This is a genomic window from Halomonas sp. A020 (assembly GCF_027943625.1).
Taxonomy (GTDB): domain Bacteria; phylum Pseudomonadota; class Gammaproteobacteria; order Pseudomonadales; family Halomonadaceae; genus Vreelandella; species Vreelandella piezotolerans.
Map to the genome: position 1 here is coordinate 1,312,841 of NZ_AP022850.1, position 17,755 is coordinate 1,330,595.

The 17,755-nt window shown below is 59.4% G+C and carries 12 protein-coding genes and 1 other RNA gene; 5 read left to right on the forward strand and 8 right to left on the reverse strand.

All coding sequences use genetic code 11. The annotated features are described in order from the left end of the window. Nucleotides 1–2 precede the first annotated feature (2 nt). The 4 genes from FRH_RS06055 to rpiA all read right to left on the reverse strand — a co-directional run bounded on the left by FRH_RS06055 (nt 3) and on the right by rpiA (nt 8,414). Entirely contained in the window at nt 3–3,692 is a 3,690-nt protein-coding gene (locus tag FRH_RS06055; protein WP_281997972.1) for a tetratricopeptide repeat protein, read from the reverse strand. Further along, nucleotides 3,679–6,489: a bifunctional glycoside hydrolase 114/ polysaccharide deacetylase family protein gene (locus FRH_RS06060; RefSeq protein ID WP_281997973.1), complete on the reverse strand. Its 2,811-nt coding sequence runs from the start codon at nt 6,487–6,489 to the stop codon at nt 3,679–3,681. Before FRH_RS06060 ends, FRH_RS06055 begins: the two co-directional genes overlap by 14 nt. Before the next feature lie 39 nt (nt 6,490–6,528). Then, on the reverse strand, nt 6,529–7,500 hold the full coding sequence (locus FRH_RS06065) for an NAD-dependent epimerase/dehydratase family protein (protein ID WP_153843607.1): 972 nt from the start codon (nt 7,498–7,500) through the stop codon (nt 6,529–6,531). Between the two features lie 239 nt (nt 7,501–7,739). Further along, nucleotides 7,740–8,414 (reverse strand): ribose-5-phosphate isomerase RpiA, encoded by a 675-nt coding sequence (rpiA, locus tag FRH_RS06070; RefSeq protein WP_281997974.1) that lies wholly within the window; start codon nt 8,412–8,414, stop codon nt 7,740–7,742. 158 nt (nt 8,415–8,572) lie between these two features. Between rpiA and ilvA the strand changes: the two genes are divergently transcribed. After that, nucleotides 8,573–10,087: a threonine ammonia-lyase, biosynthetic gene (ilvA, locus tag FRH_RS06075; protein ID WP_139526195.1), complete on the forward strand. Its 1,515-nt coding sequence runs from the start codon at nt 8,573–8,575 to the stop codon at nt 10,085–10,087. Between the two features lie 410 nt (nt 10,088–10,497). Here ilvA and FRH_RS06080 read toward each other — a convergent pair whose 3' ends face one another. From FRH_RS06080 to FRH_RS06090, 3 genes are all read right to left on the reverse strand, one after another. Further along, the gene (locus FRH_RS06080) at nt 10,498–11,133 is read right to left on the reverse strand and encodes a 5-formyltetrahydrofolate cyclo-ligase (RefSeq protein ID WP_231125627.1); all 636 of its coding nucleotides are present in this window, start codon (nt 11,131–11,133) and stop codon (nt 10,498–10,500) included. Between the two features lie 6 nt (nt 11,134–11,139). Beyond that, nucleotides 11,140–11,322, reverse strand: a non-coding RNA gene (gene ssrS / locus FRH_RS06085) — 6S RNA. 58 nt (nt 11,323–11,380) lie between these two features. Next, complete coding sequence (locus tag FRH_RS06090) at nt 11,381–11,686, reverse strand: cell division protein ZapA (protein ID WP_139526197.1); 306 nt, start codon at nt 11,684–11,686, stop codon at nt 11,381–11,383. A 167-nt stretch (nt 11,687–11,853) separates the two neighbouring features. Here FRH_RS06090 and FRH_RS06095 point away from each other — a divergent pair, with 167 nt between their 5' ends. The 4 genes from FRH_RS06095 (at nt 11,854) to FRH_RS06110 (ending at nt 16,442) form a co-directional block, all read left to right on the forward strand. Beyond that, nucleotides 11,854–12,432 (forward strand): YecA family protein, encoded by a 579-nt coding sequence (locus FRH_RS06095; RefSeq protein ID WP_139526198.1) that lies wholly within the window; start codon nt 11,854–11,856, stop codon nt 12,430–12,432. Nucleotides 12,433–12,455: 23 nt separating this feature from the next. Next, nucleotides 12,456–13,793 carry a Xaa-Pro aminopeptidase gene (pepP, locus tag FRH_RS06100; RefSeq protein WP_281997975.1) on the forward strand — a complete coding sequence of 446 codons (1,338 nt, stop codon included), beginning with the start codon at nt 12,456–12,458 and terminating at the stop codon, nt 13,791–13,793. A 90-nt stretch (nt 13,794–13,883) separates the two neighbouring features. Further along, entirely contained in the window at nt 13,884–15,122 is a 1,239-nt protein-coding gene (ubiH, locus tag FRH_RS06105; RefSeq protein ID WP_281997976.1) for a 2-octaprenyl-6-methoxyphenyl hydroxylase, read from the forward strand. A gap of 63 nt (nt 15,123–15,185) precedes the next feature. Then, nucleotides 15,186–16,442, forward strand: a complete 1,257-nt coding sequence (locus FRH_RS06110) for a UbiH/UbiF/VisC/COQ6 family ubiquinone biosynthesis hydroxylase (RefSeq protein ID WP_139526201.1) — start codon at nt 15,186–15,188, stop codon at nt 16,440–16,442. Here FRH_RS06110 and FRH_RS06115 read toward each other — a convergent pair. After that, nucleotides 16,439–17,740: a S41 family peptidase gene (locus FRH_RS06115; protein ID WP_139526202.1), complete on the reverse strand. Its 1,302-nt coding sequence runs from the start codon at nt 17,738–17,740 to the stop codon at nt 16,439–16,441. The genes FRH_RS06110 and FRH_RS06115 overlap by 4 nt on opposite strands. Between the last annotated feature and the right edge of the window lie 15 nt (nt 17,741–17,755).

A 17,755-nucleotide genomic window follows, 5' to 3' on the forward strand; every position in this document is an offset into this window, starting at 1 on the left:
GGTTAGTGCCCCAGAAAGTAGTGATAGGTCAGTGACACGCCCAGGCTAGTGTCACCCTCGCTGCCAGACCCTTGATCCGCTTCTAACTGCAGGCTGAGCGCATCGTTGCCAAATAGGCGACTACCGACAGCCAGGCGAGCGTTTAGCCCAATATCGTTATCGGGCAGCCGGTAGCCGGCCTCTAACCCGACTTCCAGCATGGGGGAGGCCAGCGTTGGCGATGTGGCGTACGGGTTGCCGCGGCGCAGTGTGACGCCCACCCCCATAAAGCTGCTGGTGTCGGTGAGTAAATCGGTGGCTTGGGTGTCTGCTGCGAGCCGCCGCTGAATATCGTCAGGCAGAGCGTCGTTGACACGGTAGTCGGCGTGGTTAGCGAGCAGGCTGATCTCTAGCTGCCGCGTTGCCCCTTTGATCAGCGCATGTCGCCAGGCGGCATCGACGCGGTAACCCTCTCCCAGGCTTGCGCGGGTTTCCCGGCTACGCAGGTCGATATGACTGGCGTTGAGGGTCAGGGTATCGCGGGCGGTGGGTGTCCACTCCAGCTGGGCTCCCACGCGATCCTCAATGGCCAGCAACCGTAGGCGCTCATTGATCTCTGAGGTTTGGCTAATCTCGCCATAGAGCGTACCGGCAAGGCGTGACGTAGCTTGCCAGCGCTGCGTCGCGCTGCCATAGGTGCGATTGACCCGGTCCGTTTGTAGTTGGCCCACGTTGAGCTGGGTATCGAGCCTGGGGCCATTCCAGCCCAGGGTTAATTCGCCTCCGCGCTCATCGGTGATACCGCTGCTATCAACGTCATTAGAAGGAGCATCCAACTGGCGTTGTACCAGCGTTAGCTGGCCCCAGAAGCGTTCGCCGCTGAGTTGGTAAACGGCTTCTTGTTCGGCAATCTCCAGCTCTCCCAGGCGTTGATAGGAAGCGCTGCTGGATAGCCGATGGGGCATGTCCTGGGCGAGCTCCACAAGGTCTTGGCGATGGTCTTCCCCTGCCTGGGTCAGCGTTTCTGCCAGTGCACGGGCATCCTGGCGGCGGTCAAGCTGGCGCATGATGGCCAGCCGGTCGGTGGCAGAAAGCGTGCGGCCTAGATCACTCTCCAGCAGCTGTTTTAGCGTATCGCGATCATTTTTTTCCATCGCCACCGCAAGCACTTGCCATGGTGGGCTGGGATAGCCCAGTGCCTGGGCACGCAGCAGTAAATAGCGGGCATGTAGCGGACGCTGCAGGGCGATTTGGGCATCGAAGAGCCACTCGCTATCATTGGCTTGGGCGGGTGTGGTCGCAAACGCGTCGGTCACTATATGGCGATACCAGCCGTGTAGGCTGTCTGGCCCCTGGCGCTGGGCAACCAGTGCCATCACTTGTATCTGTTCACGGCGTTGCTCACTGCTCAGCGGTGCGTCGAGATCTTTCATCAGCCCAGGGGAGAGTTGGTTAAGGGCGGCGATACGGCGGGTAAAGGCAACGTGATGCTGGCCGCTTTGGTCTAGTGCGTCGGCGTAATAAAGCTGCTGCCAGTCATCCAGCACGCGGGCATCGCTGGCCATGGCGTACCACGTCAATGCGTGGTCCAAATTGCCTAAATAGCGATGGCCCTCCGCCATGGCGCTCATCATGGCGGGCGTATTGGCAGCGGTGGGCTGCCACTCTACGAGGCGTTGGCGCAGCACGTCCGACTCGCCTGCTGCGGCCAGGGCGTAAAGCATGCCCGCTTGTAGGCTTGGGTTATCGGTTGAGAGCTCCAAGGCGCGCTGATAAGCCGCCATGGCCTCGCCTGGAGCTCGCTGCAAAAAGGCTTGCTGCGCGACGGCTCCCCAGTAATCGGGCGACTGCGCAAACTGTTCTGGGGCTTGATCGGCCATGGCCAATAGCGTTTGTGTCAGCGCAGGCTGGCGCTCACGCTGGGCGAGGTACAGCATTTGGATTAAGGCATCGCCATCTTTCGCTTGTGTCCAGCGCTGTTCCGATACGCGCATGGCGAGGTCTAACTGTTGCTGATCGGCGGCGGTCTGGATAAGGCGTGAGGTGCCGTCTGCATCAAGGGCACCTTGCTCAAACAGGGCGGTATAGGCTTCTAAGCTGGCCGCACTGTCACCTAACTGCCATGCCAAGGCGGCCCGCTGTTGCCAGTAGCCGGTGGCGGCGTCTTGGGGAGTGGATGGCGCGTTGGCAAGCACGTCGAATGCGCTATCCAGCCGCCAGTTTTGTGCCAATACGTTGCTCTGTGCTTGAACAAACGCAGGCTGAGCGCCGTACTGCGCAGTGATGGCGGTCCAGGCCTCGTCTGCTTCGTCCAAGCGTCCAGTTTGCTCTAGCCAGGTAGCGGCGCGGATGGCCAGCGCCTGGTCGCGAATGCCGGCGGCTTGCCAGGATTGAATGCGGGCGATAGCGGTATCTGGATCGCCCAGCTGTTCCAGCAGGTCTGCCCAGAGACGGCGATCCTCTAGCGTGATGGTGCCATTGCTCTCCAGGCGGGTGAGCGCCTGCAGGGCGGCGTTGCGATCACGCACGCTGAGAGCCAGCGCCACGACCCATCGATCATGCCGCTCTTCACCTGTCAGTCTCGCTAATGTTTGGGCACTCTGCATGGCCCCCGCCGCATCGCCCGCCCACTGCTGCGTTTGCGCAAACTGCTCTAAATAGCGCGGCTGCTCTGGGTGGCGTTGGCGGAGAAAAGTCAGCGCTTCAAGCGCAACGGCGAGCTCGTTAAGCCCCAGCGCGATGGTGACATGACGCTCCAGCGTTGCAGTGCCGGGCCGTACGTCGATGAGCCGCTGCGACCACGCTAGCGCCTGTAGAGGCTGGCCGTGGGCAAGGGCCAAACGAATGCCCAGGTCCAGCAGCTCAGGATCGTTGGGAAACACACTAAGGTATTCGCGGGCGTAACCAACGCCGTCGTCGTCCTGGCTTTGCTGTGCTGAGCGCAGCGCTTCAAGCGCCGCGGCCCGTCTCAGTGACTCGGGCGATGCTTCGCCAGCTTGAGCGTAGGCAGGGCTCACCAGCCAGCCTAGCCAGCCGAGTGTCATCACGGATGTTTCCGCCACTTGGTAAGCGCGGTGCCAAGCCGCAGCGGAACGATCAGGGTGTCCCGCACGCAGCCACCAATGGCCTGCCAGTGAAAGCCAGTGGTATTGACGTTCCCGGTCCTGTTCTCCTAGCCGCTCATACAGGGCCGCTGCATGGGCTGGATGCTCCGTGGCCAACCAGTACGTAGCCATGGTTTCCAAATAATCCGAGGACAGAACCGCATGACGTTGAAAGGCCATCAGCAAGTGCTGAAAGTGCTGAACGGCGTTCAACCGGTCTGAATGGTCGGGAGCAATAGCCGCCAACAACTGCCACTCGATGCTGAGTCGCAACCACTGCACTGCTGTATCAGGACTGTCATGCAGCGGTTCTAAGGTTGCGTTTGCGAGCGCAAACTCGCCCACCTGAAACAGTTTGTTGGCGAGGCTGATACGCAGCTCGATATTGCCAGGGTTAGCGTTGAGCAGCGCCTGGGCGTAAAGGATCGATATCCGGCTTGGCATACTGTCGTTATTTTCCAGCGTGAGCAGATGATGCGCCGGAAAAAGCAGTACCAGTATCAAGGCCACGACGGCAGCAATGAGCCGTAGCGTGAGCGGTCGAATGAGCCGCCGCGAGGGTAGCGCCACCCCCTTACGCGCGGTGGTAGCAGGCTTATCGGTCAGCACAGCGCACCTCGATACGCTCACCCCGAGCGCTGCCATAGTGTAAGACGGTACTGGTACCACGCTGTTCTAGGCGCGCATTCGGTGCTGAGACCTGGCAGCCCTGGGTGGCCGCAAGCTCCACCTGCAGAGGCACTTGCTCAGCTGCCAAGGAGAGGGTGATGTTGCCTGGAGAGAAGCGCTGCCATGTATCAATACGGCCGTTGGCATAGCGCAAGTGCGGTGTTTGCGGGGCATGAGGGGTGAGATACAGCTGGGCGTCGTTTGTACCTGAGAGTGCCACATAGCGACCTGACGCAATCTCGCGAACACCCGCCACATTCGTTGAGCGCTGCAGATCGGGCCAGCCAAGCGATGTCGGCAGGCGCAGGGTGCGCATGTGTTGGGTACCCTGAATCACCCAGCCGCCGTCCAGGTGGCGTGCAACACCCGTGTGGTACCACTGGGTGGCCACATCGCTCCAGGTGCTGGTGTAGACTGGCAGTGTCTCTTGGGCGAGCACGTACTCGTACACTTGGTGCAGTGCCCGTAGCGCGCCGGGACTGGCGGCCGAATAAAAGTGGTAATAGATATCGATGGGCTTTAAGCGGCGAGGCTGATCGGTGATCTGGTAGGTTTCAATGGCGCGCCGATAGCCCCAGAGCGGGCCAAGCATATTGTTGGTGTAGACGTTTTCATTGATTTGCGGCGCGTAGACCTGCAGGTAGTGGCCCACGGGGCGCAGCATCGGAGACACCCGGGTCATAGTGGGGTTGCTATGGGTAACACTGGTGTTGCCGCCATTGATATTGCGAAGCCCCAGCTCATCGGCAATGGCCAAGGCTTCTTCCGGCGGCAACGCGTTGCCTGTCCAGAGCACGACGCTGACCGGCTTGTCAGTGGGGGCTAGCGCGCGGTTGATGTAGCGGGCAGAACCTTCAATTTCTCGACGTAATGAAAACCGGTAGTTGGGTATCGGCAGGTTGTAGTTGAAGCCTGCGGTGGTGGTTCCCTGACCCGCTAAATCATTTTCTTTGAGGCTTTCCCATTCGAAGGGGTGGCTGAAGGTATGGGTCGCCACCTCTACCCAAGGCAGCGCGAAGATACGACGTGCCAAGGGCTCGAGTACCGAGCGGTACTGCGGGTACAGGCCGTCTGGGCCTATTTCACCCTCGATGATCGATACCGTCGTAGGGACTTGGTAGCGCATCAGAATATCGGACAGCATCAATTCGCCGGTAAAGGGCGTGCCCGGCAGATCGGCTCGGCTGACAAAGGCGTCGCCATCGATCTGGGTCATCCAATAACGTGCGCCGTTCTCTGTGGTGGCGTCGGGCACTGGCATATCGGGAAGTGCCAGGGCGCGCTGCAAAAAGACAAACGGGTCGATGTTCCAGCGTTTTTGATACTCGTTCGCCTCTTCAACCACCCATGGGTGGCTGGCCAAGCCTCCCCAGGCGCCGGTCACAATGGGCGAAAATTGGCGGCCCGTGCTGTCGCGAATGGTGAGGTGGGCGGTGAGCCCACTGCCCACAATTTCGTAGCTGGTTTGTGGCACGGGCGGCGGCAATGGCATGCCCTCGAAATTGGCGACGTCATCATGACTGGCCAGGGTGAGGCCTTGAGGGTTGATGCCGTACACCTCACGCAGCCCCATCAAGCGGCCTAGCGTACCGGAAATCGGGATCCCCGGTATACCCACTATCGCGGCTCGCAAGCCGTGCTCCATCTGGTGCTGTAACCAGGCGCTGTAGCGGGGAGCGTTCGCAATAGGTTCGTTGAACCAAGTCACGACACCGGCGTAACGGCCATGTAGCAGATCGCTGGGTAGTGGCCCATTGACGTCCAGATACTCTGCTCCATAACCCAGGTATTCCAGTGGCATCGCCAAGTAGCGATGCGCGTTGGTGTAGGCCAGCTCCCCAGCTTCCGTTTTAGCCTTATCGAAAAAGATCAGCACTCTGCGTGGGATGGGCTCAATGAGTCCCACACCCATTTGATTGAGCTGCGGCACGCTGACCCAGGGAATAAACCCTTCAACATGAATCCGTTGGGCGGTTTCTCGGGCAAGCGTACGGTTATTGGCGGGAACATAATCAATGGCAATGGCCGGTAGGCCATAGTGGTCGCGCACGCGGGCGAGCTGCGTGTACAGCCAGGCTTGATCGTTGTCGGGGACGGCACCATACACTTGGGTGGCCGGGTTCCAGCCGCGATAAAGCGACTCCGCCGCGACGCCAACGATCTGCCCTTGCACCTGGTTCAGCACTTCAAACCCACGGTTGAGGAGCAGCTGCATGTCGGGAAACTGCTGCTTGATGGAATGAATGATGTCCACCAGTGCGGCTTGCTGACGCTCGGCGGCCGGACCATCAGGTGCAAATAAGCGATAGCTGTCTAAGGTATCTAGAAACAGGCCGCGATAGCCTGACTCCCAGAGCGGACGAATGTGCTCCTCAATTAGGTAAGTACGCCACGCCGAGTGGGTGAGATCGGCCACTTGGCTATTCCAGGCGGTGTTAGAGGTGACGAGTGCATCAGCGGGCAGCGAGGTGGCAGCCCCCCGCCAGGCGTCGAGCTCACCGATGCTGACATAGGCAAACGGCTGGCCTCCATGCTGGGCCAGCAGGCGCTGCTCGGCGCTGTCGACATTGGCGGCCTCCACCACGATCCAGTCAAACTGAGAGAGCAGTTCAACCGGGGGCTCGTTACCGTAGTAAAACGCAACGCTAGGCTGTTGGACGGGGGAGTTTGCGTAAACAGCAGAGCCGACAAGCCCGAGAAGCAGCCATGTCAGCGTGCGCATAAAAAGCTTCGCCATCGGTGCCACCTGTCGTGTCAAAAGTCGGTGAAGAAGGGGCTAAGCGTTTATGCGCGAGGGCTCATCAAGATAGCCGTGCGCAGGGCTTACATAACTAATCAGCTCGCTTAAGCCTTCTGTCAAGGTCCACGTTGGCTCGATCATTAACCACTCGGATAAACGTCGGTTGTTGCCGCACGAGTCCCGAATATCCTCGGCTTTGGCGGGCAGGTGCTGCGGGGTCAAATGGCAGTGGGTCAGTTGTCCCAACAGATCAATTAACGTAAGCAAATCAATCTGCTGACCAGTGGCTACGTTGCAGATGCCGCACTGGGGGCTAAATAAGGCGGCCACGTTTGCCCGGGCAATATCGCCCACATAAATAAAATCCCGCGATTGCAAGCCATCCCCGAACACTAGGGGGGGCTGATGGCTGAGAAGACGGTCGAGGAAGCGTGCAATGACGCCCGCATACGGGGAGTTAGGGTCTTGGCGGGGACCATACACATTGAAATAGCGAAGCCCTAGGCTGGGTAGGCCATGCAGACTACCTAATAGGGCCGCATAGCGCTCATCGACCCACTTCTCTAGTCCATACGGTGATAAGGGCTGCAGTTCGGCCTCTTCTGGCAATGGCAGTTGTGCAGGAATACCGTACACCGCAGCCGAGGAGGCGTAGACGAGTTTACTCACATGGGCCATAGATGCCGCATGCATGACGTTGAGGGCACCTAAAATATTATGGGTGGCAGAGCCCACAGGATCGGCAACGGAGCTTGCCACGGAGACTTGGGCAGCGAGATGCAAACAATGTGTCACCCCCTTCATGGCGGTTTGAACATCCTCTACGCTGCGAATATCGCCGACGACGACGTCTAGTAAAGGGTGTGTAGGGAGGTTGCTTAAACGCCCTGTGGAGAAGTTATCTAATACCCTGACGCGATGGTTGTCTTGCAACAGTCGCTCGACGGTATGGGAGCCGATGAATCCTGCGCCGCCAGTCACCAATACATGATGTGGGTACGTTAGCATGGTCTTTCTCCCGTGAGGCCCAAAACACCCGATAGTGTGACACTAAGGATTCGTGCTTTGAAACAGAATGTATCTTAATGTTTAATTGATTTACATTGAGATACAAGGAGAGAAAGGCTGATATTTCTCCTCAGTAAAAGAGGCTTCTTCTAAGTCTCATTGAATGAGTGGCAAGCCCCTTTGAATAAAAGAAAGGGCCAGCACTGGGCTGGCCCCTTAATGAGATGGGTGACTCAAGGTTAGCGTAACGCCTTGCGCTCTACGCCATCCGTCTTACCCAGTAGCAGCACATCGGCGCCACGCGCGGCAAATAGACCGTTGGTCACGACACCGACGATAGCGTTGATACGCGCTTCCATTGCCACCGGGTCCTCAATCATAAAGTTGAAGCAGTCAATAATATGGTTACCGTTATCCGTCACCACGCCTTGGCGATACACCGGCTCTGCCCCTAGCTTGACCAGCTCACGGGCGACGCAGGAGCGCGCCATGGGAATGACTTCCACGGGTAGCGGAAACTGGCCTAGCTGTGCCACGTATTTCGAACCATCGGCAATACAGATGAAACGCTTGGCGCAGGCAGCGACGATTTTTTCTCTCGTGAGCGCTGCACCACCGCCTTTGATCATATGTAAGTGTGCATTTACTTCGTCCGCGCCATCGATATAAAAAGGCACGTCGCCCACATGATTGAGCTCGAACACCTCGATGCCGAGACCTTTTAGTCGATCGGCGCTGGCTTCTGAGCTGGCCACGGCGCCTTTGAAACGGTCGCGTAAGGGGCCTAGGCGGTCGATAAACAGGTTGGCCGTCGAGCCGGTACCAATACCCAGTACGGTCTCTTTTTCCAAGTGAGGCGTAATCTCGTCGATAGCAGCGTCGGCTACCGCCGCTTTCAATTCATCTTGTGTCATGATGGGTCCAATAGTCGGAGAGGCAGTCGCCCTTAGTATAACGGGCCAAGCGTCCAGTGCCGATGGAAACGCCGCTGGACGTTGCCCATTGTCATCTGCTACCAATAAAGGCTTTTCTCGCGCCCGCCAGGGGCACGTCATTTTTCTGGGATGTCAGCATGCTCGAAGCCACCGTCAAAAAGATCCTCCAAGCCCGCGTTTATGAAGCCGCTTGTGAGACGCCCATTTCGCCCGCTCCCTTTTTGTCGCGTCGCTTCAATAACCAGATTTTGATCAAACGCGAGGATTTACAGCCGGTCTTTTCGTTCAAAATTCGTGGAGCCTACAACAAAATGGCCCAGTTGACCGATGAGCAGAAGGCCAAAGGGGTCATCGCGGCGTCGGCGGGCAACCACGCTCAGGGGTTGGCTATGGCCGCCAAGCTGATGGGCGTGAAAGCAGTCATCGTCATGCCGCGTATCACGCCGGATATCAAGGTTCAAGCGGTGCGTGCTCGTGGCGCCAAGGTAGTCCTCAAAGGCGATGCCTTCGCGGCGGCTGCCGAGCATGCTCAGGAACTGATCAACGAGCACGGTTACACCTATATTCCACCGTTTGACGACATCGACGTGGTGGCCGGGCAAGGCACCATTGGTGTCGAAATTCTGCGCCAGCACGGGGGGCGTTTGGACGCGATTTTCATCCCCGTCGGCGGCGGTGGCCTGATTGCCGGCGTGGCAGCCTACGTAAAGTACCTGCGTCCAGACATCAAAATCATCGGCGTGGAAGCCGAGGATAGCGCCTGTCTCAAAGCCGCTATGGAGGCCGGCGAGCGCGTGGTGTTGGATCAGGTCGGTGTCTTTGCCGAAGGCGTTGCGGTAGCGCAAATTGGTGAAGTGCCGTTCTCGCTGGTGCGCGACCTCGTCGACGACGTGATTACCGTGAATACCGATGAGATGTGTGCCGCGGTAAAGGATATTTTCGAAGATACTCGCGCCGTTGCTGAAACCTCTGGCGCACTCTCGTTGGCAGGTCTCAAAAAGTACGTTCAGCAGACGGGGGCTGAAGGCGAGACGCTGCTGTGTATCAATTCGGGGGCCAATACCAACTTCGACCGACTGCAGCACATTGCCGAACGTACCGAGCTAGGCGAGCAGCGCGAAGCCATCTTGGCCGTCACCATCGCCGAAAAACCCGGCAGCTTCAAGAAGTTCTGCCGCACGCTGGGGAAACGGATGGTGACCGAATTCAGCTACCGCTACGCCGATGATAGCGACGCGCATATCTTCGTGGGCGTTCAAATCAAGCCGGGCGGTGAGGATCGACAGGCGGTGATCGATAAATTGCGCGAAGGTGGTTATCAGGTGGAAGATTTAACCGATAATGAATTAGCAAAGCTGCATATTCGCCATTTAAGTGGCGGACGCCCCAGCGAGCGTTTTGAAGAGGAGCTTTATCGCTTCGAGTTTCCAGAGCGTCCTGGTGCACTGATGAATTTTTTAACTCAACTGCCACACGATTGGAATATCTCTCTATTTCACTATCGTAATCACGGTGCTGCTTATGGGCGTGTATTAGTGGGTATGCAAGTGCCGAGCGAGGATCGCACGCACGTCACTGAGTACTTGGATGCCATTGGCTACCGCTATTGGCAAGAGAGCGATAACCCCGCCTATCGACTCTTTATGGCGTAACCTAATGTAAGTAAGCGCTAACAGTATGGGCTAGAGCTGCTAGGCAGGTGAGAGTGACTGAAACGTTTAATTGAGGGCTTAAAATAGTGCTTTTAGCAGTTGTCATCGAGCCCCTTATGGCCCTATAGTCGTGAACGAAATTAATGAGGTGTGTCATCTTCTCGACATGAAAAGTTTGGTGGCGCACTTAAGGGTATTTGGCAACTGCGAAAGACGTTGGAGAAGAGGCATGCGGCGTAGAAAGCCTGATATGGTGATGGCGTTAACAGTGGTGTTTTTACTCGGCGTATTAGCCACTGGATATGCACAGGCGCTATCAGGAAGTTAACCAACGGTTAATGTGAGCGTCCTTGGCAACCATGCTGCACCTACTGGGTGAATAGACAATAAAAACGGGCTGATCCTTGTGATCAGCCCGTTTTTATTGGGCGTACCACGCCGGTATCGCTGGCGACCGCAGTGAGAGGAATATCCCAAGGTTCAACGGGCAGCGATGCTACTTGCTGACAGGCATGAGCCACGCCAATCAGCGCAGGGGCTGGCCCGGGATGACGCATGAACGACAAGCTGCGGTCGTAAAATCCACCGCCCATGCCCATTCGATTCGCCTGACGATCGAAACCCACTAGCGGCACGATGAGCGTGTCCAGTGCCCAGGCGGGCAGTCGATGGCGGCGCTGAACGGCAAATCGCGGACAAGGTTCGGCAATACCGAAGCGATTGTGGATCATAGGGGTGTTGGCGTCGTACGCCACGAACCAAAGGCTGTTGGCGCTAAACGGGCGAAGCACGGGCAAGTAGATGGCCACACGCCGTTTGCGTAGCCAAGGAATGAGTGGCGTAGGGTCAATCTCGCTATTGACCGGCAGGTAGAGGCTGATGCGCTTGGCGCGACGGATTTCAGGGAGCTGCTTCAAGCGCTGGCATAGCGCCAAGGCGGCTTGCCGCTGCTGTTCGGCGGAGAGCGCGCGACGACGACGTTTCAGCTCGCGCCGGAGGGCTGGCTTGTCATTAGGTGAGGTAAGGCTCATCTCATAAGACGTCATGGCAAAGTGTTCCCCAGAATGCCGCTGTCGTTCTGGCCCTGAACCTACTGGTTCAGGTGGGTGGCCGCAGCCAAACCGTCAGGCTTTCCGACGCACGGACATGCACACGGGTCTGGCTAGCATTTGGCCCCCTGGGTACTGCGCATAGGCTCGAGGGACTATAACGACTGGCGTACATCCCAGAGAACACCACTATCCTAACAGAGCCGCAGCTAATGCCAAAGTCTCGGTTGCAAGAAGGCGTGGTTCAAGGCGCATTGCGCCGAGTGCCCGCTAGAGCACGCTCGAGCCGCTCGCTCAAACGGTTCAGATTGGCTTCACCGGCCCGGTGCTCATCCAGCGCTTCTAGCAATTCATGGGTAATATTGAGCGCGGCCATGATGGCGATGCGCTCACTTCCCAGGACGCTGCTTTGGGCGTGTATGCCGTGCATCGCGCGGTCCAAATAGCGAGCAGCGCGTTCGAGCTGGGCTTCTTCGCCGGTGTCGCAAGCAATCATATAGCTGCGACCCAGTAGGGTAATCTCTTTCGTTGGCCGCTTTGCGTGACTCATCAAAGACTCCAGCACGGGCCAGCAAGGGTCCCGATGCGTTAACATCACTACATAGGAAGGATAGACGGCGTTCACTATAAGAGAGCCGCTTGTGCGGGGTCAACGCGAAGGCTTCCCGCCCTATCCCTTTGGTCATACCCTTATCTTTGGTAAAGCGAGCAAGAATCATGTCATTGATTGACGAACGGCAGGATTTTTCTGACGTAGCGGATGTATTTTTACTCCACGGCAGCATGCAGTCTCCTGCCTTTCTGGACGGACGGCTGTGCGGCTTGTTGGCACTGCGGGATGTCACTGCCGACGCATGGCTGGAAGAAGTGTGCCTAAGCCTGGGGGTCGAGCAACCCCGTGATCAGGCTAGCGCCGAGCGCCTGTTGGGCTGGCGCCGCCAGACGCTGGAAGCGCTGAGCGCGAGCGACATGAATTACGCACCGCTGCTGCCCGACGAGCTGTTCTCTCTTGCCGAGCAGGCGCAAGGGCTGAAAGAGTGGACGTTGGGCTTCATGGAAGTCATCGAGGACGTCGTCGACGACGCGCTTCGGGAGCGCTGGTCGCAGACCTTGAAAGAAGCGATCGATGATCTGGAAGGCCTCGGCCAGATCGAGACCGACATCGACGATAGCCCGGAGAACGAGAACGACCTGTTTGCGCTGACGGAACACGCGCGAATGGCGGCCATGTTGCTCTACACCGAACAGCATCCCGGTCAGCCCCAAGTAGAGCAAACCGACGCCCCCGTTCATTGAGCCACCACGCGATAGGAGCCGTTATGCCCACGCCATTGCCTCGCCCTGCTGCCATTTCGCCTGAAGAGTACCGTCAGCGCCGAGAGTCGCTGCTGGCCAAGCTGCCAAGCCATGCGGCGCTGCTGGTGCCTGGGGCGTCCTTGGTGACTCGCTCCCACGACAGCGAGTACCCGTTCCGCCAGCAGAGCGACTTTTACTATTTGACCGGCTTTCAGGAGCCGGACGCGCTACTGGTGCTGTTGCCGGGCCGTGGCGAAGGGCAAAGCGTGGTGTTCTGCCAAGATCGCGACCCCCATCTGGAAGCTTGGACCGGCCGTCGGCTGGGGGCTCAGGGCGTTGTCAGCCAGCATGGTCTCGACCAGGCATTCGAAAATGCCGAGCGCGACGCACGGCTACCCTCGCTGCTCGAAGGTCGTGAGCTGCTCTATGCGCCGCTGGATAACCCCGACGCGCTGGGCATTGCCAAAGAAGCGCTGGCTCAGGCTCAGTCGGGTATGCGTCGGGGCAAACCGCCGTTGAAGGGTTGGTTGGATAGCCGCCCGCTGATTCACGAAATGCGCCTGATCAAAAGCCCCGCCGAAATTGCGCTTTTGCGCCATGCGGCGGCGATTTCCGCTCAGGCCCATGTTCGCGCCATGCGCACCTGCCAGGCAGGAGTGTATGAGTATCAGCTCCAGGCCGAGCTGGAACACACCTTTGTTTGGCACGGGGCTAGCGGGCCAGCCTACAGCACTATCGTGGGCGGCGGGGCCAATGCCTGCGTGCTGCACTATATTGAAAACAGCGATGTGCTGGAAGAGAACACGCTCGTACTGATCGATGCTGGGGCGGAATTCGATCTCTACGCAGGCGACATCACACGCACCTTTCCGGTCGGTGGGCGCTTCAACGACGCCCAGCGGGAACTCTACCACGTGGTGTTAGGCGCACAGGAGCGGGCGGTGAAAGCCATTGCTCCAGGCGCTACGCTAGCAGATATCCACCAAGGCGTTGTGGAGGACCTTACCGCTGGCCTCATCGAGGTAGGCCTGCTGACGGGCGACGTGCAAGCGCGTATCGATGACGAGAGCTACCGGCGCTTCTACCTTCACTCCACGTCTCACTGGTTAGGACTGGATGTGCACGACGTAGGTACCTATCGCCTCGATGAGGCCACACCACGGCCACTGATGCCAGGCATGGTGCTGACCGTCGAACCCGGTCTTTACATTCCCTGCGACGACGATATTCCAGAAGCTTATCGCGGTATCGGCATTCGTATCGAGGATAACGTAGTGGTCACCGAACAGGGCCATGACATTTTGACCGCCGACGTACCGAAGCAGGTGGAAGATATCGAGAAACTAATGGCTAATAAATAATCAGCTTCGTTAGACGCCTGGAAGTTTATGTAATCTACATTACGGAATTACGAATCGCTGTGGTCGCGCTGTATGAAGGAGGAGAGGCCAATGTATAGGGCTGAGCAGGAATCACGTCCACAAGCGCCGTCGCCCACCCATGACGTCGTGATCGTGGGCGGTGGGTTGGTGGGGGCCAGTTTGGGCTGTGCATTGGCACCGCTCATCGAGCGCTATGGCTGGCGGGTCGCCATCATCGAAGCCAATGCGCTATCGCAAAGTACGGAAGGCGCGACGTGGCAACCGAGCTTCGATGCCCGGGCGAGTGCCATCGCCGAAGGCTCGGCCCAGCGCTTTCGTCAGCTAGGGGTGTGGGAAGCGATGCAGGCCGAGGCCACGCCGATTCAGCGTATCCATATCAGCGAGCGGGGCCGGTTGGGCGCGACGCGCCTCAATGCGCAAGAGCTAGGCGTTGCTGCCTTGGGGCACGTGATTCCCAATGCCTGGATGGGGCGAGTGCTGTATCAGAAGCTGCAGCAACTGCCTATCGAGTGGCACTGTCCGGCCACGGTGGCACGGTTAACGCCCACGGCCAGCGGCCACCATTTACGGCTTTCCGATGGCAGTGAGCTGACGGCGGCGTTGACCATTTTGGCCGATGGCGGCCGCTCTGGGTTGAAAGAGCAGCTCGGTATCGCCAGTCGCCGCCACTCTTATGAACAAACCGCCGTGATTGCCCATGTGGGCATCAGTCAGCCCCACCAGGGCATTGCCTACGAGCGCTTTACCTCGGAAGGACCCATTGCACTACTGCCGTTGCCAGGTCAAGCCATGGAGCTGGTCTGGACGCACGCCAGCGGTAGCGAAACCGCTCGAATGGCGCTGTCTGACGCGGCGTTCTTGAGAGCGCTTCAGCGGGCGTTCGGCGACCGGGTCGGCCGATTTACCAAGGTGGGCCAGCGGTTTAGCTATCCGCTCTCGCTAGTGACCGCGGAGGAGCCCGTGCGGCCCGGCTTGGCTGTGTTAGGCAATGCCGCCCATGCGCTGCATCCTGTGGCAGGCCAAGGCTTCAACCTGGCGCTGCGCTCGGTGATGGATTTGGTCGAAGCCCTTGCCCAAGGTGCCGAGCAGCAGCGCGCCCTGGGAGATATGGCGACGCTGCAGGCGTTCGAGCGACGCCGAGCTCAAGACCGCGCCAACGTGATTCGTTTTAGCGATGGCTTGGTGCGCCTGTTTGGCTACTCGCTGCCGCTGCTACCGCACGCGCGGGGAGCAGGGCTGATAGGCCTCAATTTGATCGGCCCGCTGCGCCGCCGTTTGGCACGCCGAGCTATGGGGCTAGAACGCTGATGCGCGGCGACAGCGCACGAATCCCTCAACGATGGCTCTCATCTACCCAAGCCAAGGAGTGTTATGACTACGTCAGCAGACGCGGCTAAGCCTTCCATCATCCCTTTCGATGCCGTGATCGTAGGAGCGGGCATGGTGGGCACGGCGCTGGCCGGGCTATTGGCCGAGGCGGGTATGCAGGTGGCGCTAGTAGAAGCCAAGCCGTCACCGCTGCGCTTGCAGGATGTGGCCGACGGAGTTCCCGCCCCACGCGTTAGCGCACTGACGCCGGTGTCACAGCGGCTGCTCACCCATTTGGGGGCTTGGCCCGCCATGGAGGCGGCGCGCGTCACACCTTACCGGTACATGGAGGTGTGGGATGCCGAGGGCAGCGGTCGTATTCGTTTTTCGGCCGACGAGGCAGGCACCGCCACGCTGGGGCACATCGTCGAGAACGAGGTGACGCTGGCGGCGCTTAACGAGCAAGTGGCCAAGCAGCCGACGTTGACGCGGTTGGATGGTGTGCGGGTGGAGGCGCTGCAAACCACGGCGCGTGGCCGCTGGCTGGTGCTCGACGATGGCAGGCAGCTACAGACGCCGCTGCTCGTCGCCGCCGATGGCGCGCGCTCTGCGCTACGAGCGCTAGCGGGCATCCCGGTGGCCGAGGAGTCGATGGCGCAAGAGGCGGTGGTCACCACGGTGCGCTGTACTCATCCCCACGGCGGTACCGCACGACAAGCTTTCCTGGGCGGCCGTCCGCTGGCGTTCTTACCGCTCACCGTGAACGGAGACGACCGCTACTGTTCCATTGTCTGGTCCACCACGCCCGAGCATGCCCAAGGGCTGACCGAGCACTCGCCAGAAGCGCTGGGGAAGGCGCTCGGCGAGGCGTTCGAGCATCGTTTGGGGGAGGTCGTGCCTGTGGATCGTGCCTACCGTTTCCCGCTGGTCCAGCGCCACGCCCAGCATTATGTGCAGCCCAACTTCGCGTTGGTAGGTGATGCCGCCCACAGTCTGCATCCGCTGGCCGGGCAGGGCGTTAATTTGGGCTTGATGGACGCTGCGGTATTGGCGGAAGAAGTCGTTGGGGCGTGGCGGCGCGGCGCGCCCTGGGGCAACGTAACGACACTCAGCCGTTTCGAGCGTCGAAGGCGTTTGGATAACGCCACCATGCTGGGGCTGATGAAAGGCTTCAAGCAGCTGTTTGGTAGCCAGCAGCCGGTGCTGACGCTGGCGCGCAACGTCGGGATGAGCGGCATGAACAAGTTCGTACCGCTTAAGCGCTTGGTGATGCGGCAGGCGACCGGAGAGCGGGGTCGCCTGCCGATCTCCTGCCGTTAGCCGCGGCGGCGATCCACGACGTTCAGCGCTTTCAGCAAATTAAGCGCCTCGCTAAGCTGGTAGTCGTCGCGTAACCGCTGAGACATGGCGGCACGCTCGGGAGGCATGTCGCTTTGGCTACCGAGGTGTCCGTCCAAGTCCGCCTCACGAATGGCGCGTCGCGCCTCCGCCACTTCCAGGCGGCCACGCACCACTTCTACGTCGGGTTCGATACCTTGCGCCTGGATCGAGCGGCCATTGGGGGTGTAGTACAGCGCGGTTGTCAGCTTTAAGCCTTCGCCATTGCCCAGCGGCATGATCTGCTGCACGGAGCCTTTACCGAAGCTTTCTGTTCCCATGATGACACCCCGGCGCTGGTCTTGCAGGGCGCCCGCGACGATTTCCGCAGCCGACGCGCTACCGCTATTGATGAGGACCACGAGCGGCACGTCACCGGCGGGGGTGTCGGGAGACGCCGAAAACGACATCTCGGTGTCCGAAAGACGTCCTTCGGTATAGACGATGAGCCCGTCATCGAGGAACAGATCGGCCACGCCGACCGCTGCCTGCAAGACGCCGCCAGGATTATTGCGCAAATCGAGAATCAACCCTTCCAGAGGCTGCTCTCGCGCCATGCGCTCCAAGGCTCGGCGAGCCTGCTCGGGCGTGCGGGACTGGAATTGGCTAATGCGTAAATAGCCGTAGCCGGGTTCCAGCGTCTCCTGTTTGACGCTCTCACTGCGGATCACTTCACGGGTGAGGGTAAACTCCCGTGGTGCCTCTTCGCCAGAACGCAAAATCGTCAGGCGCAGCGTGGTGCCTGGCTCACCGCGCATCAGATTGACGGCTTCCTGCAGTGAGAGGCTATCGGTGGGGGTGCCATCGATGGCCACAATGATGTCCTGAGACAGCAGGCCTGCCCGGGAGGCGGGCGTGTCATCGATGGGCGTGACGACCATCAGTTGGCCATTTTGGGTGCCGACTTCGATACCGATGCCGCCAAACTCGCCTTGGGTAGACTCCCGCAGGCTTTGGTACTCCTCTTCATCCAAGTAGGCCGAATGAGGGTCGAGCTCGCTGAGCATGCCCCGCATGGCGTTACGCAGCAGCGTACGGTCGTCGACCTCTTCGACGTAGCCGCGCTTGATACGCTCGAAGACCTCGGCGAACGTTTGAATCTCTTCCAACGGCAGATCATCAGCGGCGCTGTTCGACGGCTGGGCTGCCAGAGGGAGCGGGGCCGCCAGCAGCGCGAGCGGTAGCAGGGTGGCCAATAAGCGCTTGGCAGGGGCCGATACCTCGGTAACAGATAGCGTCATGCGGACTCCGCTAGG